The sequence below is a fragment of the Photorhabdus namnaonensis genome, from assembly GCF_001684335.1.
Classification (GTDB): Bacteria; Pseudomonadota; Gammaproteobacteria; order Enterobacterales; family Enterobacteriaceae; genus Photorhabdus; species Photorhabdus namnaonensis.
Genome location: NZ_LOIC01000018.1, coordinates 221,471 through 245,224 on the forward strand (window position 1 = coordinate 221,471; position 23,754 = coordinate 245,224).

The window sequence follows — 23,754 nt, forward strand, 5'->3', positions numbered from 1 at the left end:
CAGAGTGACCTTAATATCAACAACATAGGCTTAATTATAAGCAGAGATGAGCTATGGCAACAAAAACTTCATTTCCGCCTGCACTACGGGCGGATAACCAACACTCACCCGGTCAACCGGGCAGTTTCTGGCCCCGTCCGGTATACCTATGTCTGCTGTGTTCACTGACGGCAACGACCCTGCCCGCCTCGGAGCGGGAATACTTTAATCCCATGTTCCTAATGGGCGCTGATGGTGAACACAGTCATGTCGATCTCTCGGCGTATGAAAACGCGAGATATGTCGCACCCGGGCGCTATCTGGTGGATGTCTACATGAACCAGAATAAGGTGGACAGCCGCGAGATTGAATTCAGGCTGGTTAACGGCCATCTCCAGCCGGTATTAACCGTCGCACAACTGGAAGGGTATGGGGTCAATACTCGCGAGTTACCGGCTTTTCAGGGTAAAGTGGATGACAGTCCCATCACCGAGCTGACGAAACAGATCCCGCACGCCCGCGCGACATTGGATTTTGTCCGTTTACGTCTTTATCTCTGCGTCCCTCAGAGCGCCATGCAGCCCCGTTATTCTGGAACGATTGACCCGTCACTGTGGGGTCCTGAGATCCCGGCTTTTTTGATGAACTACACCGTCAATGGCTCGGAAAGGCATTATGACAATCAGGGAAATTGGGAAGGATCACGTTCCCGTAATCTGTTTGCTTCTTTTCGTAATGGGCTGAATCTGGAACTGTGGCGTCTGCGCAGCCCGCAAACCTACAGTTACAATCGTCAGCGCAACGAAGATGCCTCCAGTTTTTCCACGCCGGCACAGACTCAATGGCAGGTCAACAATACCTACCTGCAACGTGACATCCCAGCACTGCGCAGTGAGTTCACCGCCGGTGAAACCTATACCGGTGGCGATATTTTTTACAGTATCCCATTTCGGGGCATGAAACTGGCTTCGGAGGAGACCATGTTACCTGACAGTCAGCGCGGTTTTACCCCGGGGATCACCGGTGCGGCGAACTCCAATGCGCAGGTGACGGTATTCTAGAATGGCAATATCGTGTATCAAACCACCGTAGCACCGGGGCTGTTTCGGTTCACCGACCTCTATACCACCACCACCGGGAGTGCGGGCAACCTGACAGTGATAATCAAAGAAGCAAATAGGGATAAGCTGCACCTGCTCCGGCGATGATGATGTATTTCAAAATTCACGCTTACTCTACCGGATCGATGGAGCATTTGTTCCGGGGAAACCGAATGCCTTAGCCTCTTCAATAGAGGATATCGCCTTCATGTTTACTGATGCAGCCCACAAACCCTTATCACTCAGTACCGGGCACCGAGGTGAAGGGGAGAACGCAAGATACGTCAAACAAGGGAACGATAACTACGCGGCATCGACTCAATTGTCTGTTGTACCAGTTCTGTTGAAAACTGACGGCGCCGGAGGGCTAGCTCGAGCTGTTGCGGTTATTTCAGTATGGTCGGATATTGACTTCATCGAACCCTCTGCTTAGTTGTCGCAATTGTTGCAGCGCCAGTCGGCGCTGCATAAATCGGCTCTAATAGCTACAGGTAAGCCAAACAACTCCATACACGGGATGAATAAAACCCGAACCAATCAGAATCATTAAGCCAACGCATCAAACCAATGCCCCATAAATTGTCAGTAAGGCAACGACAACGATGATAGAGAAAGTCACTTTTTTCGCCAGGATCACCGCAGCAATAGGCGTTTGAATTGAATCAAGATGAGGTTCGCGACTTAATGAAAATTGAGCAAGCTGACAAAGCACCTTATATTGTGAAGTTCTTAAATCACTAAGAGAAGCAAACCACGCCGGTAAAGCCCGCTCGCCATGCCCTAATAAAGCATAAGCAACGCCAGCCAGACGAACAGGAATCCAATCCAACCAATGCAACAAACCATCAACGCCAGATTGCGCTCGCTGAACCGGTGTACCATATTGTGCCAACCATCCCTGATAAGCCCTTAAGAAGCAATATCCCATTAAAGCAACCGGCCCTAATTCACCCGCCACAATCAGCCAAAAAATCGGCGCCAGATAATAGCGAAAATTTATCCATAGCAACGCATTTTGTATCTCTCGCAACATATTCTCTTTGCTGGCATCAGAAGGTAAACCATGAATAATTGCAAAATGCGTAAAATATTCTCTTTGTTGTTCCCTGTTATCTTGATGAACAGTACGAAAATATTCACGATAATCATGCCGTAAGCGCCCCGCTCCGATGCACAGCAAACAGATAAACACCCATAAAACCAGTTCAAAAATGCCGAACATAAAATCATTTAATATTTCAATCAATACCCATGTAATCATCATGACTACTAACGTCATTAAAAGGCTTTTCCATAACGAAAAAGACTTCAAATCGGTAAACAATGGCTCAAGACGGTGCTCTAATTGCCAATGGTCACCCATTTTAAAAACCCGTTCCCACGCCAACACTAACAACAGTATAAAGAGAGTCATTCTTTCCGCTCCTGTAACAATTGCTGGTAATGTGTCCAATCGAAATAAAGTCCCAGATCAATTTTTCTTCCCAGAACAACATCATTATAGTCAGTGATATGCTCTTTTATACCCGTCATCTTTCAAGTTGCCTCTTTGTTGGCCGCACTCACTCACCCCGGTCACATAGTTCTCTATGCTCCCGGGGATTCGCTCCCTTGCCGCCGCGATGCATCTTGAAATCCATAAGGTATATATTCGGGTCTACCCATAAGTCATTGTGTCAGTACAACAAAACTTTTCTAGAGACAATATGATGAATAACCAATAAAACGGTTGCTCACCCTGTGGGCACGAATCGTGTGAAAGAATTTTTCTCACTCAATTCATCATGCAACCACATTTTTTTCCTTCTTAAACCCAGATGATAAAACCAAGATAGTAGTTGTTCACTACACAACAGGGTAGCATGTTAAGATCATTAATATTGTTATCACCTCTGGAGCTTTTTAATGACAAAACAAAATTGCAATACAGATCAGCGTCGTGCTGTTCTTATGGAACAGTTGCAGAACGACATTCCCACCAGTGTAACCCTCGCACTAAAAGAAGATCTGGGCGGAAATACAAATTTCACTTCTGATATTACCGGCCAATTAATTCCCGAAGATAAACAAGCCACCGCAGTCATTATCACTCGGGAAGATGGTATTTTCTGTGGACAACAATGGCTGAATGAAGTCTTTACTCAATTAGGCGACCAAATCTCCATTGAATGGTTAGTTAAAGATAGTGATACAATTACAGCCAACCAAAAACTTTGCATATTACGAGGCCCAGCACAGATATTACTGACCGGTGAACGCACCGCTCTTAACTTTATTCAGACTCTCTCTGGCGTTGCAACAGAAACTAGTCATTACGTTCACTGTCTTACTGGTTTAAAAACCCAATTACTTGATACACGCAAAACGCTACCGGGATTACGCACAGCCCTAAAATATGCCGTACTTTGCGGAGGTGGTAATAATCACCGCCTTGGATTATTCGATGCTTTCCTTATCAAAGAAAACCATATTATTGCCAATGGATCTATTAAACAGGCAGTAGATAAAGCTCGTTATTCTCATCCTGATGTCCCTGTTGAAGTCGAAGTAGAAACGCTAGATGAACTCATTCTGGCACTAAAAGCTAATGTTGATATTATTATGCTAGATAATTTTACTATTCCAATGATGAAAGAAGCCGTCGCAATCACATCAGGTAAAGTCGCTTTAGAAGTATCCGGCAATATCACCCTAGATACTCTGCGCAGCTATGCTGAAACAGGCATCGACTTTATTTCTGTTGGAGCACTTACCAAACATATTAGAGCATTAGATCTCTCCATGCGCTTTCAGTAATTAGCAATAATAATATTGATGGTGGTGTAAATCAGCAATTGGTAGATCGAAAATTTGCGAACACCACCGTAAATATTTTTGCAAACCTTGCAATTCATAAATTCTTTTTCGAGTCAATTCCATAACCTTCATCTATCCTATTTCATTTTTTTCTCTTTCCTTCATTCTCTATATCATAACACCACAACACGGAGAAGAAATATGAAACAACAACAAGGATTTACTTTAATGGAGATCATGGTTGCTATCGCTATCATTTCCATCTTAAGTGCTATTGGCATTCCTAGTTATCAAGGATATATCCAGAAAGCCGCCTTAACAGATATACTACAAAATATTGTACCCTATAAATCAGGTATAGAACTTTGCAGTTTTGAAGCTGAAGATTTCATAGGTTGCAATGCAGGAACAACATCAATTCCAAAAGAGCATAACAGTAGATATATCGAGAGCATTTCAGTTAAAAATGGGGAAGTTACCATTAACGGGGAAAAAAGTCTTAAAAACCTCAGCATTACATTAAAGCCAACACAAAATACACAAATAGGTACAATTAAATGGAATATTAAATGTGAATCGACAAACAATTCATTAAAAAGTCGTTGTCAGGAAATATTTGAATTTTAATTCATTACTCTTATTAATACATATTTACACAGGAAGCAACAATGAACTCACTTTCAATGGCAGAAAACACATTGATGGAAAGAGAAATCCATGATATTTGTCAACGCCACCAATCTGTTGTAATAAAAAAAGATGATAATGCGATAACAATTGCCAGTAACGAATTACCTAATGATGATTTATTATCAGCATTACGATTTATTTCCGGACGTATCGTTAATGTAGAAATTTGGCCACTGGCAAGAATTGAGTCAATATTACATCAAAATATTTCACTCATTCGTGTACCAGAGGAAGAGTCCTCGTTATTACCACTTATCGCTGATACCAATACAGATGAAAATGATGCGCCCGTTATTCAACTTATTAATCAAACTTTATTAACTGCAATTCAACGGCGTGCATCCGATATTCATTTTGAACCATTCCAACAAGGTTACCGTATTCGTATCCGGGTTGATGGCGCATTACACCTTTTGTCTTCGCCATCTCCTCAAATGAATGCAAGCATTGCCGCACGCCTTAAGATAATGGCTAAATTAAACATCGCTGAAAAACGGCTGCCTCAGGATGGACAATTTGATTGGTCTGACACTCGACACAACTATGCTATTCGTATGGCGACCTTGCCAACAATACACGGAGAAAAAGTTGTACTTAGGATATTAAATACAATGCAACAACTATCACTAGATCAATTAGGTATTCCTGAGCAACTATTAAATCAACTTCGACAAAAACTCGCATTACCACAGGGGATGATTTTAGTCACTGGACCGACAGGTAGCGGAAAAACTGTGACTTTATATAGCTGTTTACAATATCTGAATCAGAATAAAAAGAATATTTGCAGTGTAGAAGACCCAGTAGAGATCCCATTGAACGGTATTAACCAGACACAAACTAACAGCAAAATTGATCTCAATTTTGCCAAAGTATTACGGGCACTATTACGCCAAGATCCTGATGTCATTATGGTGGGAGAAATACGTGATAGCGAAACAGCCGAAATTTCAGTAAAAGCGGCGCAAACAGGTCATCTGGTTCTTTCTACATTGCATACTAATTCAACCATAGATACATTATCTCGCCTACAAAATCTGGGTATTTCAGGTTATATGTCTGCTTCTTGTATCAAATTAATTATCGCCCAACGGCTTGTCAGAAAATTATGTCTTCATTGCCGCAAACAACAAACAGAAGAAACTATTATTAATACTGAAAATAATTCTCTATTTATTAAGCAATGGCTGGCCGTTGGTTGTGAGCATTGTTTTTCCGGTTATTACGGTCGAACAGCTATTTATGAGTTTTTAGAAATAACAGATGATATTAAACAGATATTATCAGAACAGAACTCCCAAAATGGGCAAAAAACCATTATAGCTCAAAGAAAAGATACTTTACTTTCATCCGGTATTTTATTAGTAGAACAAGGCATCACTACATTAGAAGAAATTTATCAAGTCACAGGTCAGGAATAATAATGAAAATTAATTATCTTTATAACTGGCAAGCAGTGAACAACAAAGGCGAAATATCAAAAGGAAAATCACTATGTGATAACCGAAAATCTTTATATCAGCAACTTATTCATTCTGGATTACAACCTTATAATATAAAATGTGAAAAAGTGATATTTTATCATCAACAACAAGTTGCTTACCGTCTGAATTTTATTCGTCAATTGGCAACACTATTATCATCAGGAATGCCATTACTAAATTGCCTCAATATTCTTATTCGTGAATGCGATCATCCACTATGGCACTGTGTATTATTAGATATTAGCAAGAAAATTACCCGTGGAGAATCATTTTCCTCCTCATTAAAAGATTATCCATTTCTATTTCCTCCTTTATTTTGTCAACTTATTACCGTTGGCGAATTGACCGGGCAATTAGAAGTCTGCTGTCAATTATTAGTTAAACAACAGGAGCAACAAGATAAATTACAAAAGAAAATAGCAAAGGCATTGCGTTACCCTTTGATTATTATCATTGTTGCCAGCATCATTATTTTATTGATGCTTATTTTTGTCCTACCCGAATTTGAACATATTTACCATTCATTTGACGCACAACTTCCCCTGCTCACTCGTAGTTTATTAATAACTTCCAACTGGCTAATTCAATATAGTGGCTATGGTGTTATTGGAATAATTATACTGATTCTATTTTACCTACAATTACGTCAACGTCATACAATATGGATCACTCGTGAAAAAAATCTGATGTTACGTTTACCCGTTATTGCAAAATTAATTAATTGCCAGCAATTAGGGCAACTTTTCCATATCCTGTTTATGACACAAAAAGCGGGTCTGACACTCACCGCAGGGTTAGACAGTGCTATTGCATCAATAAATCATCCAGTATTTCTGCAAGCAACTAAATTCTTACGAGCTCAAATTAATCAAGGAATACCAATGAGCGAAACACTGAAACAACAATCTTGTTTTCCTGCTCTGTGTCAACAGTTTGTCAGTGTTGGCGAAGAATCTGGCAATCTGGAACTGTTATTAGGAAATCTCGCTAACTGGTACCAACAACAAGCATTGGAAATTTCTGATAATATGACCCAGTTATTAGAACCAATACTTATAGTCATAATAGCAATTATTGTCGGTACACTATTGCTCGCAATGTATTTACCCATTTTTCAGCTAGGTACGATACTCACCTAAAGTAAAAACGATTCCATAGCTTTGTCTCTAGGTCATCTGCCTCCTTTCGGTTACAATCCCGAAATAGTATCAAGTAATATTAAGGGATAGGATGACTTATATTATTGCACTCACAGGTGGGATTGGTAGCGGTAAAACCACTATCGCCAATGCCTTTGCAGCTCTTGGCGTTCCTCTTGTTGATGCAGATATTATTGCCAGAGAAGTCGTTGCCCCTGGAACACCTGCTCTACAAGCCATCACAGAACACTTTGGTCATGACATATTGATACCCGATGGCAGCCTTAACCGAGCACTGTTACGCCAAAGAATATTCACAAATAAACAAGAAAAACAGTGGGTTAATCAACTTCTTCACCCTCTAATCCATCAAGAAACCCAACAGCAATTGAAACAGATAACTGCACCTTATGTTATTTGGGTTGTTCCATTATTAGTCGAAAATAATTTGGAGCATCTGGCAGATCGGATTCTAATCGTTGACGTTTCACCTGAATTACAAATCAGCCGGGTAACCACTCGCGATGGTATTAGCAACCAACAGGTTGAAAATATTTTGGCTGCCCAGGCATCCCGTAGCGAGAGGCTGGCTTATGCCGATGACATTATCTCAAATCATGATAACGTACAGGCAATTACTCCTCGTGTTGCCGAACTACATCAACAATATTTAAGATTAGCTGGATCAGCCAGGCAGGATAATCATGATGAGTGACACAACTTCTACAATCATTTTTGAACACCCACTGAATGAAAAAATGCGGGCATGGTTGAGAATTGAATCTTCTCTGCAACAACTCACCAGTCAACGCCATTTAGACTCACTAGCAAGCAGCCTCGCCTTCTTCCGCACAGTGACTGAGCTACTTGAAGTGCTAGAACGAGGGGAAGTACGTTCTGAATTGCTAAAAGAGTTAGAGCGCCAACAAGCAAAATTAAAACAATGGGCTGAAATACCCGATGTTGATATTAATATCGTCAATAGTTTTAGATTGAAATTGAAAGAGCGAGCTATCGCATTAAGTAAAGCACCACGGCTGGGACAATCCCTGAAAGAAGATAAAATTATCAGTATGGTGCGCCAACGCCTCAGTATTCCAAGTGGTTGTTGTGGTTTTGATCTACCTACTCTGCATCTATGGCTTCATTTACCGCAATCAGAAAGGGATAAAATGGTCGCATTCTGGATTGATAGTTTGCTACCTCTCCAACAAGCCCTAGAAAGTATTTTAGAACTCATCCGCCAATCTGCTATTTTTCGTTCAGAAATCAGTAAAAACGGTTTTCACCAGAATACGGCAGAAGGCGCAGATTTACTGAGATTACGTTTGCCATTAAAACCTTTACTGTTTCCTCAAATTTCCGGTCATAAGACCCGGTTTGCTATCCGTTTTTTACCATTGGATAGTGAAAAAGGCTTCGTACCTGCCCATTTACCATTTGAATTAGCCTGTTGCTAATATTACAAACTAATTATTAGGAAAGTTATTATGTCTGAGTTATTAACGATTGAATGTCCAACATGTGGTAAAACCGTAGTTTGGGGAGAAATAAGCCCATATCGCCCATTTTGCAGTAAGCGCTGTCAATTAATTGACTTAGGCGGGTGGGCAAATGAAGAGAAACGGATACCAAGCCAAAGTGAAAACTCCGATAGCGATGATTGGAGTGAACAACCTGAGCAATAACAAATAGCCGCGTTATTATAATGCGGCTATTAACAACTCAAGCGATCAGTAATGCAACAATACTGCGATTAGCTGGCGGGAATTCATCAGCAATTAAATCTTTCTGTAATACCCACCGAGAAAGTTGCCCTTCTTTACCGAAAGGTTCATTTTCCCATCCATCCACCAAGAAGAAATACAGGGTAATCAACCTATCAGGAAAATCATGTTCAACCGTTTTTACCAGCTCATAATGAGTAACAATAATACCAATCTCTTCCTGTAACTCACGCACTAAAGCCTGTTCAGGTGTTTCCTGGTTCTCAACTTTCCCGCCTGGGAATTCCCAGAAACCACCCATATGGGCATCAGCATGACGCTGAGTAATAAAAATTTCATGTTGCGTATTTCTAATGATCCCAGCGGCTATATGCAGGTGTTTCTTTTCCATATTACTCTTACTTCTTCATCTATTATTCTTTTTGATTGATCAACGACCAATAACCAAATGCTACATCCAACGTTATTCGCTTAAACCTAACAGCAAAAAGGCGGTTTCCCGCCTTTTTATCATTACTGCAAGCGCCCGTGGCAATGTTTATATTTTTTACCCGATCCACAAGGACAAGGATCATTACGGCCTACTTTACGAGCGCCGCTGGCAATCTGTGCTTCTGTTGTAGACATCAATGCGCCTTTTTCAACTTCATGGCTTAATTGCTGTTGCCTTGCCAAACGTTCAGCTTCTGCCCGGCGCTGTTGCTCCAATGCCTCTACTTCTTCCGGCAATCTCACTTGAACTTTGCTCAACGTACTAATCACTTCATATTTCAGCGATTCCAGCATGTTTGCAAACATAGCGAAAGATTCACGTTTATATTCCTGTTTTGGATCTTTCTGAGCATAACCACGTAAATGGATACCCTGACGTAGGTAATCCATTGCTGCCAGATGCTCTTTCCACAACATATCCAGAGTCTGCAACATGATACCCTTTTCGAAGTTACGCATCATTTCAATGCCAACAATCTCTTCTTTACGTTTATAGACTTCAACAGCTTGTTCAAGGATACGCTCACGCAACGTCTCTTCATGTAGTTCAGGCTCTTTATCCAACCACTCTTTGATCGGCAGCTCCAAATCGAAATCAGTCATTAAACGTTGCTGCAAACCTTCCACATCCCACATCTCTTCCAGAGATTGAGGGGGAATATAAGCATCAATGGTTGCTTTAAATACATCTTCACGAATGCTGCTAATGGTTTCACTAACATCGCTCACATCCAGCAAATCGTTACGTTGAGCATAAATAGCACGACGCTGATCGTTAGCAACATCATCGTACTCCAGCAATTGTTTACGTATATCGAAGTTACGGCTCTCCACTTTACGTTGAGCATTGGCAATGGCTTTGGTTACCCACGGATGTTCAATTGCCTCACCGGGTTTCATACCCAGTTTACGCATCATGCCGGTGACACGATCAGAGGCAAAAATACGCATCAGTGAATCTTCCATTGATAAATAGAAACGGGACGATCCCGCATCCCCTTGACGACCGGAACGCCCACGTAACTGATTATCAATACGACGAGATTCATGACGTTCCGTACCAATAATATGCAAACCACCCGCGGCCAGAACAATATCATGACGTTCCTGCCATGCGACTTTAATCTCTTCAATCTGAGCTTCTGTTGCCTCGGTCAATTTAGCAATTTCCGCTTGCCAACTACCACCCAGCACAATATCTGTACCACGCCCAGCCATGTTAGTCGCAATGGTTACCGCACTCGCCTGACCCGCTTGAGCAATAATATCCGCTTCCATTGCGTGAAATTTGGCGTTAAGTACGTTATGCTCAATACCTGCTTTAGTCAGTTCACGAGAAACCAGTTCAGATTTTTCAATAGAAATAGTCCCCACCAATACAGGCTGCCCTTTACCAGTACGTTCGCGGATATCTTCAATGATAGCTTCAATTTTTTCAGCTTCGGTCATATAAACCAGATCCGGCAAATCATTACGGATCATTGGGCGGTTTGTCGGCACCACAATGGTATCGAGCTTATAAATAGAGCTAAACTCAAATGCTTCTGTATCGGCTGTACCGGTCATACCCGCCAGTTTTTCATACAACCGGAAGTAGTTTTGGAAAGTGATAGAAGCTAGGGTTTGGTTCTCATTCTGAATTTCCACACCTTCTTTAGCTTCAACAGCTTGATGCAATCCATCAGACCAGCGACGTCCCTGCATGGTACGGCCAGTATGTTCATCAACAATAATGACTTCACCCTCTTTCACGATATAGTCAACATCGCGGGTAAACAGCGCGTGGGCACGTAACGCAGCCGTAACATGGTGCATTAGCATGATATTGGTTGGTGAATATAGGGATTCACCTTCTTCCATCAATTTGGCTTCCGACAGTAATTGTTCAATCAAAACCAAACCACGTTCCGTCAAGTTAACCTGACGGGACTTTTCGTCGACAGAAAAGTGACCTTCTCCCTGGAAAGTCTCTGAATCATCTTTTTCCTGACGAATCAATTTAGGGATCAACTTATTGACTTTGATATAAAGTTCAGAGCTATCTTCCGCGGGGCCAGAGATAATCAATGGCGTCCGCGCTTCGTCAATCAGAATGGAGTCAACTTCATCCACTAGCGCATAATGTAATTTACGCTGCACACGCTCTTCCGGACTAAACGCCATGTTGTCACGAAGATAATCAAAGCCATATTCGTTGTTAGTACCATAGGTAATATCCGCCGCATATGCCTGGCGTTTAACAGGTGCCGGCATACCTGGCAGGTTAATACCAACGCTCAACCCCAAAAATTCAAACAGTGGGCGGTTATTTTCAGCGTCGCGCTGTGCCAGATAATCATTCACTGTAACTACGTGAACACCACGCCCTGTTAATGCATTCAAATAAGCAGGTAAAGTCGCTGTCAGTGTTTTACCTTCACCAGTACGCATCTCAGCAATACAACGTTCATTCAGAACCATCCCCCCCAATAACTGAACATCGAAATGACGCATAGCAAACACGCGCTTACTCGCTTCACGTACTATTGCAAATGCTTCAGGCAACAAATTTTCCAGCGATTCCCCCTTTTCTAAACGGGTACGAAATTCGGCAGTTTTACCCTTCAATTCATCATCAGACAATTTTTCAAACTCTGGCTCCATGCGGTTGATCACATCAACAACTTTACGCATACGACGCAGTGTACGGTCATTACGACTACCAAAAACCTTTGTTAATAATTTAATCAGCATAGTTAATTACATCTCAGATAAGGCCGTTATCTCGCAGCCAACAAATAGTTATTTATTATTTCGGAATTTGTAAAAAAACGAAGATTCAGAGATAAGCAGTAGGACCTGCACGGATACCTTGGGCTTTAGCAATCCAAAACGTCGGAGTATAAGAAGATTGTGATGCAATATTCAGGAATGGTATATCTGGAACTGGTTCAGGTGGCTTAGGTTTCTGAGTTAATAGTGCATTCAAAGTTTCTAGTACAAGCTGCTGAATACTGGAAGAACTTAACCGGATACTTTGTTTTGTTGTTTCATCGTTCATAGGTTGAGAAACAGAAAAAACAAAAGAAAGCTGCCTGATCACATTGCGTACCGCATGTTGTTGCCAGTAATTAACGCCATTGACAGGCTGATGTTGAACATTCTGCAATGAGAATAGGTTATCAAAAGCTGATAAAGCCTGATTTTGCCAACTCTGGCTAGGGGAGGTATTAGCTTGTGAAATATTATCGGCAACACCCGCTAAAATGGTAGGAACGCCAATACTTGCCGCAACCACCCCTAATAACAGATGTGACCAGAAATAACGTCTGCCAAATTGTCGCCAAAGATTTAGAATACCCATTAATCCTTCATCATACCGGAGCTACTGTTATTATGCGCGATAGCCGCCCACAATCATTAGATGTTCTTTTTGAAGACGTCGCTGCCGTTGAGAAAAACCCGCTTCATGTTATCCAGCAACGTGCCGTCGCTTTGTTAAAACTCAACCGTGCCGTTATCAGCTTGCTTCCCGCACAATTACATCCGTGGTGTCGGGTCGCTAATTATCGCAAACAAATTCTGGTACTGGAAGCAGGAAACGCCAGTTGGATGACCAGATTACGTTACGAACTGCCAACGCTGCTTTCTACACTAAGAAGCGAAATTCTACCATCATTGTCATCTATCGACATCAGGATTAACCCATCACTTATGATTAAGCATGGCAATAGTGCGCAGAGCTTCGCAAAAACGATGAGCGATGGTCACAAAACGTTACCGATGCGTCAGTTAAGTCAAGAGAGTGCGAAAGAATTAATAGTGCTAGCAAACCGCAGCCCAAAAAAGTTGAAGGAAAGATTAGAGCGATTAGCTGCACTGGCCGGAGAGAGTGCCAGCACAGCTAAAAAATAAGCGCTAACGCTGAGTAAAAAACAACAGCGAGAACAAAATCACTGATAACATAACCCACTGATATATCATTGAATTATTCTCAGCACACTAGAGAGTTACGCCATTACAGTTGATGGAGCACGAAAAGCCAATGGCATTTCAGCTTCATCTTCGAAAGTGATCAGTTCCCATGCGCTTTCTTGCGCCAGAACTGCCTGCAATAGTTTATTGTTCAACGCATGACCCGATTTGAACGCAGTAAACGCGCCAATGATGTTATAGCCACACATAAACAGATCACCAATTGCATCCAGCATTTTATGACGGACAAATTCGTCTTCAAAACGCAAGCCATCTTCATTCAGTACACGATAGTCATCAACAACAATCGCACAATCAAAGCTGCCGCCTAAACATAAGCCTTTAGATTGTAAGTATTCAATATCACGCATAAAGCCAAATGTACGTGCACGACTGATTTGACGAACAAACGCTTCTGCCGAGAAATCCAGACAGTAACGTTGAGAGCTTGAATCAATCGCAGGATGATTGAAGTCAATAGTGAAATCCAGACTGAAACCATTATAAGGTGTCATCTCCGCCCACTTATCACCCTCCTCCACACGTACAGTTTCCTTAATACGCAGGAATTTTTTCGCTACGTTCAGCTCTTCAATGCCCGCATCCAGCAGCAGGAAAACAAACGGGCTGGCACTACCATCCATAATAGGAATTTCTGGCGCGTCAACGTCGATAATAATATTATCGATACCTAACCCCGCAAGCGCTGCATTCAGGTGCTCAACCGTTGAGATTCGCACGTCATGCTCATTTACCAGGCAAGTACAGAGCATAGTATCACGCACGGATTTTGCATCTGCCGGGAAATCAACCGGTGGATTCAAGTCAGTGCGGCGATAGATGACCCCGGTATTAGCCGGTGCTGGGCGCATTGTTAGTGTGACTTTTTTACCGGTGTGTAAACCGACGCCAGTCGCCTGAACAATACGTTTAAGTGTCCTTTGTTTGATCATCGTTTTATCTCGCAATGTTATCCATCCTGCCAACCACTATACACTATGGTTGGCGGGGAAGTTTAGCACAAAAAGCGGAGAATCCAATTTTTTAGCTATTAATCGGCCTGTTTACGCAAAAATGCAGGAATATCCAAATAATCGGGCTCCTTGCTAGTTTGTACGCTTTGGTCATTCACCACTTTTGCCGCTGGTTTATTTTCTTCCGACAATGAAGACATACCGCCAGACATGTGCTGATGACGGTGTTCCATTACACTTGACTGAGAAGACTTATTGGTAACCAACGTAATTTCAGGACGTTTATCCATACCAATACCGGTGGCAACCACAGTCACACGCAATTCATCATTCATGTCTGGGTCCAGAGAAGTACCGATCACGACGGTTGCATTATCAGATGCAAATGCACGGATCGTGTTACCCACTGTTTCGAACTCATCCAAACGCAGATCAAAGCCAGCAGTAATGTTAACCAGAACACCACGAGCGCCCGATAAGTCGATATCTTCCAGCAATGGACTGGAAATCGCCATCTCAGCGGCCTCTTCTGCGCGATCTTCACCCTGTGCAATACCGGAACCCATCATGGCGTAGCCCATTTCGGACATCACGGTACGCACGTCAGCAAAGTCAACATTCATCAGCCCTGGACGCGTGATCAATTCAGCGATGCCCTGAACCGCGCCTTTCAAAACGTCATTAGCTGCGCCGAAAGCATCCAGTAGTGAAATGCCACGACCAAGCACTTTCAACAGTTTGTCGTTAGGGATAGTAATCAATGAATCTACATGCTTGGATAATTCAGTGATCCCTTGTTCGGCAAACGCCATGCGTTTCTTACCTTCGAAATTGAAAGGCTTAGTCACCACAGCAACGGTCAGAATTCCAAGCTCTTTTGCAATTTCAGCTACCACAGGCGCTGCGCCAGTACCGGTACCACCACCCATACCGGCAGCGATAAATACCATATCCGCGCCATCAAGCGCGGTGCGCAATGCATCCCGATCTTCCTGAGCAGCAGTGCGACCAACTTCCGGGTTTGCCCCAGCTCCCAAACCTTTAGTAATACCATTACCAATCTGGATAGTCTGGCCGACAGCCGTTTTACGCAATGCCTGAGCATCCGTATTTACTGCAAAGAATTCAACACCTTCGATGCGCTCACGCACCATGTGCTCAACAGCGTTACCGCCGCCACCGCCGACGCCGATGACCTTAATCACCGCGTCATTGGTTAATTCTATTGGTTCAAACATATAGTTTCTCTCCGCTTTGTGCCTTTATATCGAGGCTAAAGAAAATGCAGCCTCTGTATAAAATTAAAACTCTTTTTTCAGCCAGCTACTGACTCTCTTAAACCAGCGACTCACTGAAGCATGTTTTTCAATATCCGCATCACCATTAAGATGAGAGGCTTTCCCGTAATGCAGCAACCCCACCGCTGTTGAATAATAGGGTTGCTGCGCATAGTCCGTCAGACCAGTAATATTAAGAGGTTGACCAATACGCACCTGAGCGTGGAACACACGCTGAGCACATTCAGCCAAGCCATCAATCTGAGCACCACCACCAGTCAAGACAATACCCGCAGCCAAGTGGTGTTTAACCCCCTGCTGGCGTAACTGTTCCTGCAATCGCAAGATTTCATCATTCACTAAGTTCAATAATTCGATGTAACGCGGCTCAATCACCTCAGCCAACGTCTGGCGCTGTAAGCTACGTGGTGGACGTCCCCCGACACTTGGCACTTCCACACTTTCATCTTTGCTGACTAACGAACCTAGCGCACAACCGTGGCGTACCTTTATCGTTTCCGCATCGCTTGGCGGCGTACCAAAGGCATAAGCAATATCACTGGTGACAACGTTGCCGGCATAAGGAATAACTTTGGTATGGCGCAGCGCTCCGCCGGTATACACCGCAATATCCATCGTCCCGCCGCCGATATCTACCACGCAAACGCCCAATTCACGCTCGTCTTCGGTCAAAACAGCATAGCTGGCGGCCAACCCGGAAAAAATAAGCTGGTCGACTTTCAAGCCACAGCGCTCAACGGCTTTTGCAATATTTTTCGCCATGTCATTATGACAGGTAATCAAGTGAACTTTCGCCTGCATACGCACACCGGAAAGTCCCACCGGATTTTTAATGCCTTCCTGATAATCGATGGCATATTCTTGCGGAATAACGTGCAGTATTCGGTATTCATCACGCACACGAACTGATTTGGCAGTATGAACAACATTGTCTACATCTTCCTGAGTGACTTCCTCTTCGGAAATAGGAACCATCCCGATTTCATTCTGACAACTAATATGTTTTCCAGATAACGCCAGATAAACAGAGGAAATTTGACAATCTGCCATCAATTCAGCCTGATCAATAGCCCGCTGTACACATTTAACAACCGACTCCAGATCGTTTACACCGCCTTTATCCATACCGCGGGATGGACAGCTTCCCACCCCGATAATATTAACCATACCATCGGGCAGAATTTCACCAACAAGGGCAGATACCTTTGCTGTGCCAATCTCTAGGCCAACTACTAATTTTCTGTCCGTCGATTTGATCATCGTTGTTCTGCCTGCCTCATATAATTATTGCCAGTAATTGTTTATTGCCCTTTGGCCGGAGCATTAGGATCACCAATAGGTAAAGGCGCCCAACCTACCGCGGCGCCACTGTCATAACGCAAATCCACGTAATCTACCCTTTTCTCTGTGTTCTGCTGTAACAGCGGATAAAGCTCGATAAAACGTTTAATACGGCCTATTGTATCCATTCTTCCCAGCTTTAACTGGACACCATTATCCAGCGTCACTTGCCAGGAACGACGCGCAGTCATTGCCGCCGCTTTTAATTTCAGTTTATTGGCGGCGAGAAGTTTAGCCATAGCCCGGTAACCATCAAGTACTTCTTTTTCATTACCTTGTGGGCCATAAAGCATCGGGAAATACCCTTTAACTTCCCATTCAGCCGGAATACTGAATGCCTGACCTTCGGCATCCAACATCTGTGTTTCATTCCAGCGTGCATAAGGGACATATTCTACCAGATGAATTCTCAGTTCATCAGGCCACTGTTTACGGACAGTGACTTGCCTTATCCACGGCATCCGTTCAATTTGTTGCTGAATGATATTCACATCCTGCGTCATGAAAGTTCCCGGTTGCCCTAATGACAAAATTGCCTGCCGGATATCATCGTTGGTAGTGTAGTGACGCTCACCCGTTACCACCAGTTTTGAAATAGGCAATCTGTTCGCATCTTTCATCCAATTAAGGACAGCCCAACCTCCCCAAATAATGGTCCCAATTACCATCAGGAAGAAGATAAGCCCTGCCAGGTAAGAGCCGTTACTAGGACGAGAACTGCTATTTTCATTATCCCGTCCCCTTACTTTCAGGGCCGCTTGAGACATATCAATCAGCCAACTCCAAAATTTTTGCTACCAATTGTGAAAAACTTAATCCAGCCTGACGCGCAGCCATCGGCACCAAGCTGTGACTGGTCATCCCTGGCGATGTATTCACCTCCAGCAGAAAGAAACCACCATCACTATCCATCATGATATCTACCCGTCCCCAACCACTACATCCTACTGATTGATAAGCTTTAAGCGCCATTTCTACCAATTGCTGCTCTTTTTCATCACTTAAGCCGCTTGGACAAAAATACTGTGTTTCTTCAGACAGATATTTTGCATCATAATCATAAAAAACAGCAGCGGGTTGAATACGAATAGAAGGTAAAGCTGTATCGCCAAGGATAGCTACCGTGTATTCAGGGCCGTACAACCATTTTTCTATCAGTAAATCAACGTCATAACAAAACGCCGCCTCTAATGCGCCACGCAACTCCGAAATCTCATTAACCTTAGTCATACCAACACTGGAACCTTCCAGACTTGGCTTAACAATTAATGGCAGACCTAAATCTGCTACATATTCTTGGAGTTGAAAATCCGTCAATCGTTCAAATTGCTGAGAATTCATTGAAACATATGGCGAAACAGTCAATCCAATCCCTTGCCATAACTGTTTTGTGCGCAATTTGTCCATTGACAATGCAGAGGCCATCACGCCACTACCGGTATAAGGCAATTGCAAAAATTCTAATACACCTTGCAAAGTACCATCTTCCCCACCACGCCCATGAAGCGCGATAAAAACTTTCTCAAATCCGGCCTCTTTAAGTTGAGTCACAGGAAAATCTTTTGTATCAACTGGATGAGCATCAATACCCGCTTCTCTCAAGCCAGCCAACACGGCTTGTCCCGATAACAGCGAAACTTCACGTTCAGCGGAAGTTCCCCCCAACAGTACCGCGACTTTCTCAGCCATTGTGTTTTTCCTCATTCAAAGATGGCTGTAATTTTGTTTCAGCCAAATTACGCGCTATTTTGCCTATATTGCCGGCCCCTTGAACCAGAATTAAATCATTACCATCCAGCACCTGAGCCAACGCAGCGGTCGCCTTTGCCGGATCAGACACCAAAATCGGATCTAACTTACCGCGGCTACGGATAGTACGGCACAACGAACGACTATCCGCCCCCGGAATAACCGCTTCACCAGCGGAGTAAACGTCCAACATCAACAATACATCTACCTGATTCAATACATTGGCAAAGTCATCGTATAAATCACGGGTTCGGGTATAACGATGAGGTTGAAATATCATCACAATACGTTTATCCGGCCAGCCAGCACGGGCTGCTCTAATGGTCGCGTCCACTTCTGTTGGATGATGACCATAATCATCAACCAACATTGCACTGCCATCTTTGCCGTTAACATGTTCCAGAGAAAAATTCCCCAAAAAATCAAAACGGCGTCCGGTTCCCTGAAAACCGACCAACGCAGCCAAAATATCACTGCCAGAAATCCCTTCCTCAGTCGCAACAGCCACTGCCGCCGCGGCATTCAGCGCGTTATGACGACCTGGCGCATTCAATACGACTTTCAGATCCGCCATATCTTGACGACTGACAGTAAAATATCCCTGAGCACCTTTTTGCTCATAATGGGTAATACGAACATCTGCTTCTTCACTAAAACCATACGTCGTGATATAGCGCCCCACACGAGGAATTAACTCTTTGACAACCGGATCATCAACACACATAATCGCACGCCCATAGAACGGTAAGTTGTGCAAAAAGTTAATAAACGTCTGTTTCAGGTTTTCGAAGTCACCATGATAGGTATCCATATGGTCTGCTTCGATATTCGTAATGACCGCCACCATCGGCTGCAAATGCAAGAAAGAGGCATCACTTTCGTCAGCTTCTGCAATTAAATAACGGCTACTGCCAAGACGAGCATGTGTTCCCGCCGCTTTAACTAAACCACCATTAACAAAAGTAGGATCTAAGCCAGCCTGCGCATAGATGCTAGAAATCATCGCTGTTGTGGTTGTTTTACCATGAGTCCCGGCAATCGCAATACCATGACGGTAGCGCATGAGTTCCGCCAACATCTCCGCTCTGCGAATCACCGGAATTCGGGCCTCACGAGCAGCAACAATTTCCGGGTTACCCGCCTGAATTGCGCTTGAAGCCACAACAACACTGGCATCCAGTATATTTTCAGGCCGATGGTTAAAATAAATCTGAACGCCCAACTTAGTCAGTTGTCGAGTTACCGGGTTTGGCGCCAAATCAGATCCACTAATCTGATAACCTTCATTAGCCAACACTTCGGCGATCCCTCCCATGCCAGCACCACCAATGCCAACAAAGTGGATGTGCCTGACTTTTCTCATCTCAGGCACGAAAGCTCTTAATTTCGCCAGTTGTTGTGTATTCACGTTTTCTTCTTCACTATGTATGTTTGCTTCACCGCCCATTTTAAAGCGGTCTAAATCATTTTTTCGCCGCATCGATTAATGCCGCCGATACTCGCTCAGTTGCATCAACAATTGCCGCTGAACGGGCTTTTTCCGCCATTTCCAACAATTGCGGCCGTTGCCACTGAGTTAATAATTCGATTACTGCATCAACCGTAAATTGGGGTTGTTCCAGTATTTTTGCCGCGCCAACCTTTTCTAGAGGTAACGCATTCCAGTATTGCTGACGATCTTTATGCTGAAATGGCACAAAAATCCCAGGTAATCCCGCCGCAGACACTTCACTAACCGTCAATGCGCCAGAGCGACAAATCACCACATCAGCCCAAGCATAAGCTTGTGCCATATCGTCAATAAATTCAGTAACCTTATGTTCGCATTTAACTAAATTGTTGTAGGCATTCTGAACACTTTCTTTAGCCCCTTTGCCTGTCTGATGCCAAAGCGTGATTTTATCACCCATACGGGTAGCAATTTCAGGCATTGTCTGGTTAAGAATTCTCGCCCCTTGACTGCCACCAACAACCAAAATCCGAATCGGACCTTCACGCCCTGTCAAACGTTGTTCAGGTATAGGCAATGCCAACACATCTTCGCGGACAGGGTTGCCAACAACGGGCGCTTTTGGAAATGCGCCGGGAAAGGCTTGTAAAACAGTCGTAGCAATTTTAGCCAGCCACCGGTTTGTCAGCCCGGCAATACCATTCTGTTCATGCAACACAACCGGAACACCGCACATCCACGCAGCAATACCGCCGGGACCAGAAACATATCCCCCCATGCCAAGCACGACATCTGGCTGATAGCAACGTATAATCGCCTTTGCCTGACGGATTGCTTTGAAAATTCGGACCGGGGCAGCTAATAATGCTTTGATCCCTTTACCTCGCAGACCCGAAATTTGGATAAATTCAATGTTAATGCCATGTTTCGGTACTAAATCGGCTTCCATACGATCCGCTGTTCCCAACCAGAGAACGTCCCAGCCCTGGTCTTTTAAATGATGAGCCACAGCCAACCCTGGGAAGACATGTCCTCCGGTTCCACCTGCCATCACCATTAAACGCCGGGTTTTGCCACTCATCGGGGGCTCCTTACAAACGCCTGAGCTTTTGCCAAGCGTGTTTCAAAATCAATTCTTAATAGCAATACGATAGCTGTCGACATAATCAGCAAACTTGAACCACCGTAACTAATCAAAGGCAAAGTCAAACCTTTAGTCGGTAACATACCTGCGGCGGCCCCAACGTTAACCAGAGCCTGAAAACTAAACCAAATACCCACCGAACAAGCCAGAAAACCCGAAAAACGCTGATCCATCTGTAATGCGCGACGGCCTATCGTCATTGCGCGAAAAGCGACGAAGAATATCATTAACAACACCAAAACCACACCTACGTAACCTAATTCTTCTGCCAAAACAGAGAAAATAAAGTCAGTATGCGCTTCCGGCAGGTATTCCAATTTCTGTACTGAATTTCCTAGTCCTTGCCCTAAAAATTCCCCACGACCAAAAGCCATCAAAGATTGCGTTAATTGATAACCTTTGCCGTATGGATCTTCCCAAGGGTCCAGAAAGGAAGTTACACGGCGTATACGATAAGGTTCAGCAATGATTAACAGAACCACCGCGAATACCCCTGAACCAATAATCGCGAGAAACTGCCATAACTTTGCTCCGGCCAGAAATAGCATTGCCAACGTTGTTACAAACAGTACAACCACGGTTCCCAAGTCAGGTTGAGCCAGAAGCAACACCGCTAACACAACCATCACGCCCATTGGCTTACAGAACCCCCAAAAGTTATTCCGCACTTCCTCGACTTTGCGCACCAAATAACTGGCGAGATAGCAAAATAGAGAAAGTTTCGATAACTCAGCAGGTTGAATTCTCAAAGGCCCAATGGCAATCCAACGCGATGCCCCATTTACTGAATTTCCCACTACCAAGACAACCAGCAACAAAATAACGGAAATAAGCAGCATCAGATTGCTATAGCGTTGCCAGAAATCCATCGGGATACGCAGTGTGATCAATGACAACCCGAAAGCCAGCAAGAGATAAATCGCATCACGCTTAGCAAACAGAAACGGATCTTCCGCAAGACGCTGCCCAACCGGCATCGATGCTGATGTCACCATAACAAAGCCGATAATTCCCAATCCGAGTGTCAGCCAAACCAGTGTGCGATCATACAACACCATATTGGCGGCATCAGTTTCACGGCCACCAATAACCCAGTCTTTTAATCTACTGAATCCCGGAATAGACATCAGCCCAACTCCTCTGCCAAACGAGTAAACTCATGACCACGCTGTTCAAAATTACGGAACTGATCAAGGCTTGCACAAGCAGGAGATAACAGCACCATGTCACCCGCCACTAGCCGCGGAACAATATCGCGTATCGCCTGTTCCATAGTTTCAGTTAATGTCGCTATTTCCGGGCGTAGTTGCGCCAGTCGTTTCCCATCCCGACCAAAGCAGTAAAGCCGAATGTTATCTCCACCAAGGAGAGGCTTGAGCGGAGAAAAGTCTGCCGACTTACCATCACCACCTAACAGCAAATAGAGCGAACCCTCAAGGTTCAGACCATCGAGCGCCGCCACCGTACTGCCAACATTGGTCGCCTTAGAATCATTAATCCAACGCACCCCGTTGTTCAAATGAACAAGTTGGAAACGATGGTCTAGTCCCGGATAAACCGTCAATGTCGCCAAACTGGCTTCACGGGGAATACCAACCGCATCAGCTAAAGCCAATGCAACCAATCCATTGACGTAGTTATGTCGTCCAGTCAGCTTAATTTCATTTGTCGCCAACAGTGATTGGTTGTGAACTTTCAAACAGGCATTTTCACTATCAAGCTGGTAGTCGCCACAATCGACACCAAAGCTGACACAACAGCTGTCCATACCCGTTTCAGGCAGTGTCAGAGGATCTTGAGCATTCACAATGCATCTTTTCGCCTGATGATAAATCCTCAATTTAGCCGCTCGGTACTGAGATATCCCCTGAGGATAACGATCCATATGGTCCTCAGTCACATTAAGCACAGCGGCGGCTGTTGCGTTCAGGCTATATGTGGTTTCCAACTGGAAACTGGAGAGCTCTAAGGCATAAAGCTGACAAGATTTCTTCAACAATTCTAATGCAGGCAGGCCAATATTACCGCCAACCCCCACCTGCCAATTAGCCGCTTTCGCCATTTCACCGACAAGACTGGTAACGGTACTTTTACCATTAGAGCCAGTAATGGCGACTATCGGAGCTGTTGCTTCACGGCAAAACAACTCGATATCACCAACAATTTCAATACCTGCATTAGCCGCAGCCTGCAATTCCGCCGTTGCCAAGGCAATGCCCGGGCTTACGACAATCAAATCAGCATCCATCAACCAGTCAGCATTCAGGCTTCCACTGTGACACTCAACACCATCGGGCAGTTTATCCTTGCCGGGTGGCGCCGCACGCGTATCCATCACTCGCGGGATCACACCTCGTGCCATAAAAAAGTCAACACAAGAGAGACCTGTCAGCCCCAACCCGATAATGACGACTTTTTTACCCAAATAATCCGCCAT

At 44.0% G+C, this 23,754-nt stretch carries 23 protein-coding genes and 1 pseudogene; 10 read left to right on the forward strand and 14 right to left on the reverse strand.

Annotated features, from left to right (window positions below; all coding sequences use genetic code 11):
- Positions 1-212 precede the first annotated feature (212 nt).
- Together Phpb_RS03195 and Phpb_RS26505 are read left to right on the forward strand one after the other, a co-directional pair.
- Positions 213-1,187 (forward strand): annotated as a pseudogene (locus tag Phpb_RS03195) (fimbria/pilus outer membrane usher protein).
- A gap of 100 nt (positions 1,188-1,287) precedes the next feature.
- The gene (locus tag Phpb_RS26505) at positions 1,288-1,512 is read left to right on the forward strand and encodes a hypothetical protein (RefSeq protein ID WP_046396715.1); all 225 of its coding nucleotides are present in this window, start codon (positions 1,288-1,290) and stop codon (positions 1,510-1,512) included.
- A 126-nt stretch (positions 1,513-1,638) separates the two neighbouring features.
- On the opposite strand, the gene ampE is transcribed toward Phpb_RS26505, so the two are convergent.
- Entirely contained in the window at positions 1,639-2,493 is an 855-nt protein-coding gene (ampE, locus tag Phpb_RS03205; RefSeq protein WP_065389144.1) for a beta-lactamase regulator AmpE, read from the reverse strand.
- Entirely contained in the window at positions 2,490-2,612 is a 123-nt protein-coding gene (locus Phpb_RS27205; protein WP_276204236.1) for a hypothetical protein, read from the reverse strand. Before Phpb_RS27205 ends, ampE begins: the two co-directional genes overlap by 4 nt.
- Positions 2,613-2,984: 372 nt before the next feature.
- Between Phpb_RS27205 and nadC the strand changes: the two genes are divergently transcribed.
- The 7 genes from nadC (at position 2,985) to yacG (ending at position 8,876) form a co-directional block, all read left to right on the forward strand.
- On the forward strand, positions 2,985-3,875 hold the full coding sequence (gene nadC, locus Phpb_RS03210; RefSeq protein WP_065389145.1) for a carboxylating nicotinate-nucleotide diphosphorylase: 891 nt from the start codon (positions 2,985-2,987) through the stop codon (positions 3,873-3,875).
- Positions 3,876-4,076: 201 nt separating this feature from the next.
- Positions 4,077-4,502 carry a prepilin peptidase-dependent pilin gene (gene ppdD / locus Phpb_RS03215; protein ID WP_065389146.1) on the forward strand — a complete coding sequence of 142 codons (426 nt, stop codon included), beginning with the start codon at positions 4,077-4,079 and terminating at the stop codon, positions 4,500-4,502.
- Between the two features lie 41 nt (positions 4,503-4,543).
- A complete protein-coding gene (gene gspE / locus Phpb_RS03220; RefSeq protein WP_082302520.1) occupies positions 4,544-5,986 on the forward strand; it encodes a type II secretion system protein GspE in 1,443 nt (480 codons plus the stop codon).
- 2 nt (positions 5,987-5,988) lie between these two features.
- Positions 5,989-7,188: a protein transport protein HofC gene (hofC, locus tag Phpb_RS03225; protein ID WP_065389147.1), complete on the forward strand. Its 1,200-nt coding sequence runs from the start codon at positions 5,989-5,991 to the stop codon at positions 7,186-7,188.
- Positions 7,189-7,279: 91 nt separating this feature from the next.
- The gene (coaE, locus tag Phpb_RS03230; protein WP_065389148.1) at positions 7,280-7,903 is read left to right on the forward strand and encodes a dephospho-CoA kinase; all 624 of its coding nucleotides are present in this window, start codon (positions 7,280-7,282) and stop codon (positions 7,901-7,903) included.
- Positions 7,896-8,648 (forward strand): cell division protein ZapD, encoded by a 753-nt coding sequence (gene zapD, locus Phpb_RS03235; RefSeq protein WP_065389149.1) that lies wholly within the window; start codon positions 7,896-7,898, stop codon positions 8,646-8,648. Before coaE ends, zapD begins: the two co-directional genes overlap by 8 nt.
- A gap of 30 nt (positions 8,649-8,678) precedes the next feature.
- A complete protein-coding gene (gene yacG / locus Phpb_RS03240) occupies positions 8,679-8,876 on the forward strand; it encodes a DNA gyrase inhibitor YacG (RefSeq protein ID WP_036777504.1) in 198 nt (65 codons plus the stop codon).
- Positions 8,877-8,913: 37 nt separating this feature from the next.
- Here yacG and mutT read toward each other — a convergent pair whose 3' ends face one another.
- From mutT to secM, 3 genes are all read right to left on the reverse strand, one after another.
- A complete protein-coding gene (gene mutT, locus Phpb_RS03245; RefSeq protein WP_065389150.1) occupies positions 8,914-9,306 on the reverse strand; it encodes an 8-oxo-dGTP diphosphatase MutT in 393 nt (130 codons plus the stop codon).
- A gap of 122 nt (positions 9,307-9,428) precedes the next feature.
- Positions 9,429-12,140: a preprotein translocase subunit SecA gene (secA, locus tag Phpb_RS03250; protein WP_065389151.1), complete on the reverse strand. Its 2,712-nt coding sequence runs from the start codon at positions 12,138-12,140 to the stop codon at positions 9,429-9,431.
- 85 nt (positions 12,141-12,225) lie between these two features.
- Positions 12,226-12,750, reverse strand: a complete 525-nt coding sequence (gene secM, locus Phpb_RS03255; protein WP_065389152.1) for a secA translation cis-regulator SecM — start codon at positions 12,748-12,750, stop codon at positions 12,226-12,228.
- Between the two features lie 32 nt (positions 12,751-12,782).
- Between secM and Phpb_RS03260 the strand changes: the two genes are divergently transcribed.
- Entirely contained in the window at positions 12,783-13,301 is a 519-nt protein-coding gene (locus tag Phpb_RS03260; RefSeq protein ID WP_065389153.1) for a DUF721 domain-containing protein, read from the forward strand.
- Between the two features lie 95 nt (positions 13,302-13,396).
- Here the strand turns inward: Phpb_RS03260 and lpxC are convergent, their stop codons facing one another.
- The 9 genes from lpxC to murD form a co-directional block, all read right to left on the reverse strand.
- On the reverse strand, positions 13,397-14,314 hold the full coding sequence (lpxC, locus tag Phpb_RS03265) for a UDP-3-O-acyl-N-acetylglucosamine deacetylase (RefSeq protein ID WP_046395695.1): 918 nt from the start codon (positions 14,312-14,314) through the stop codon (positions 13,397-13,399).
- A gap of 98 nt (positions 14,315-14,412) precedes the next feature.
- Positions 14,413-15,573, reverse strand: a complete 1,161-nt coding sequence (gene ftsZ / locus Phpb_RS03270; protein WP_036777497.1) for a cell division protein FtsZ — start codon at positions 15,571-15,573, stop codon at positions 14,413-14,415.
- 63 nt (positions 15,574-15,636) lie between these two features.
- Positions 15,637-16,893 carry a cell division protein FtsA gene (ftsA, locus tag Phpb_RS03275; RefSeq protein WP_036777496.1) on the reverse strand — a complete coding sequence of 419 codons (1,257 nt, stop codon included), beginning with the start codon at positions 16,891-16,893 and terminating at the stop codon, positions 15,637-15,639.
- Positions 16,894-16,934: 41 nt separating this feature from the next.
- The gene (gene ftsQ, locus Phpb_RS03280) at positions 16,935-17,741 is read right to left on the reverse strand and encodes a cell division protein FtsQ (RefSeq protein ID WP_065389154.1); all 807 of its coding nucleotides are present in this window, start codon (positions 17,739-17,741) and stop codon (positions 16,935-16,937) included.
- A gap of 1 nt (position 17,742) precedes the next feature.
- Positions 17,743-18,663 carry a D-alanine--D-alanine ligase gene (locus Phpb_RS03285; protein ID WP_065389155.1) on the reverse strand — a complete coding sequence of 307 codons (921 nt, stop codon included), beginning with the start codon at positions 18,661-18,663 and terminating at the stop codon, positions 17,743-17,745.
- Entirely contained in the window at positions 18,656-20,131 is a 1,476-nt protein-coding gene (gene murC / locus Phpb_RS03290) for a UDP-N-acetylmuramate--L-alanine ligase (RefSeq protein ID WP_065389357.1), read from the reverse strand. Before murC ends, Phpb_RS03285 begins: the two co-directional genes overlap by 8 nt.
- A gap of 55 nt (positions 20,132-20,186) precedes the next feature.
- Positions 20,187-21,254, reverse strand: coding sequence for an undecaprenyldiphospho-muramoylpentapeptide beta-N-acetylglucosaminyltransferase (gene murG / locus Phpb_RS03295; RefSeq protein WP_065389156.1), 1,068 nt, complete (start codon positions 21,252-21,254; stop codon positions 20,187-20,189).
- Positions 21,251-22,444, reverse strand: a complete 1,194-nt coding sequence (ftsW, locus tag Phpb_RS03300) for a cell division protein FtsW (RefSeq protein WP_046395699.1) — start codon at positions 22,442-22,444, stop codon at positions 21,251-21,253. The genes murG and ftsW overlap by 4 nt, the downstream gene beginning before the upstream one ends.
- The gene (gene murD / locus Phpb_RS03305) at positions 22,444-23,754 is read right to left on the reverse strand and encodes a UDP-N-acetylmuramoyl-L-alanine--D-glutamate ligase (RefSeq protein ID WP_065389157.1); all 1,311 of its coding nucleotides are present in this window, start codon (positions 23,752-23,754) and stop codon (positions 22,444-22,446) included. The genes ftsW and murD overlap by 1 nt, the downstream gene beginning before the upstream one ends.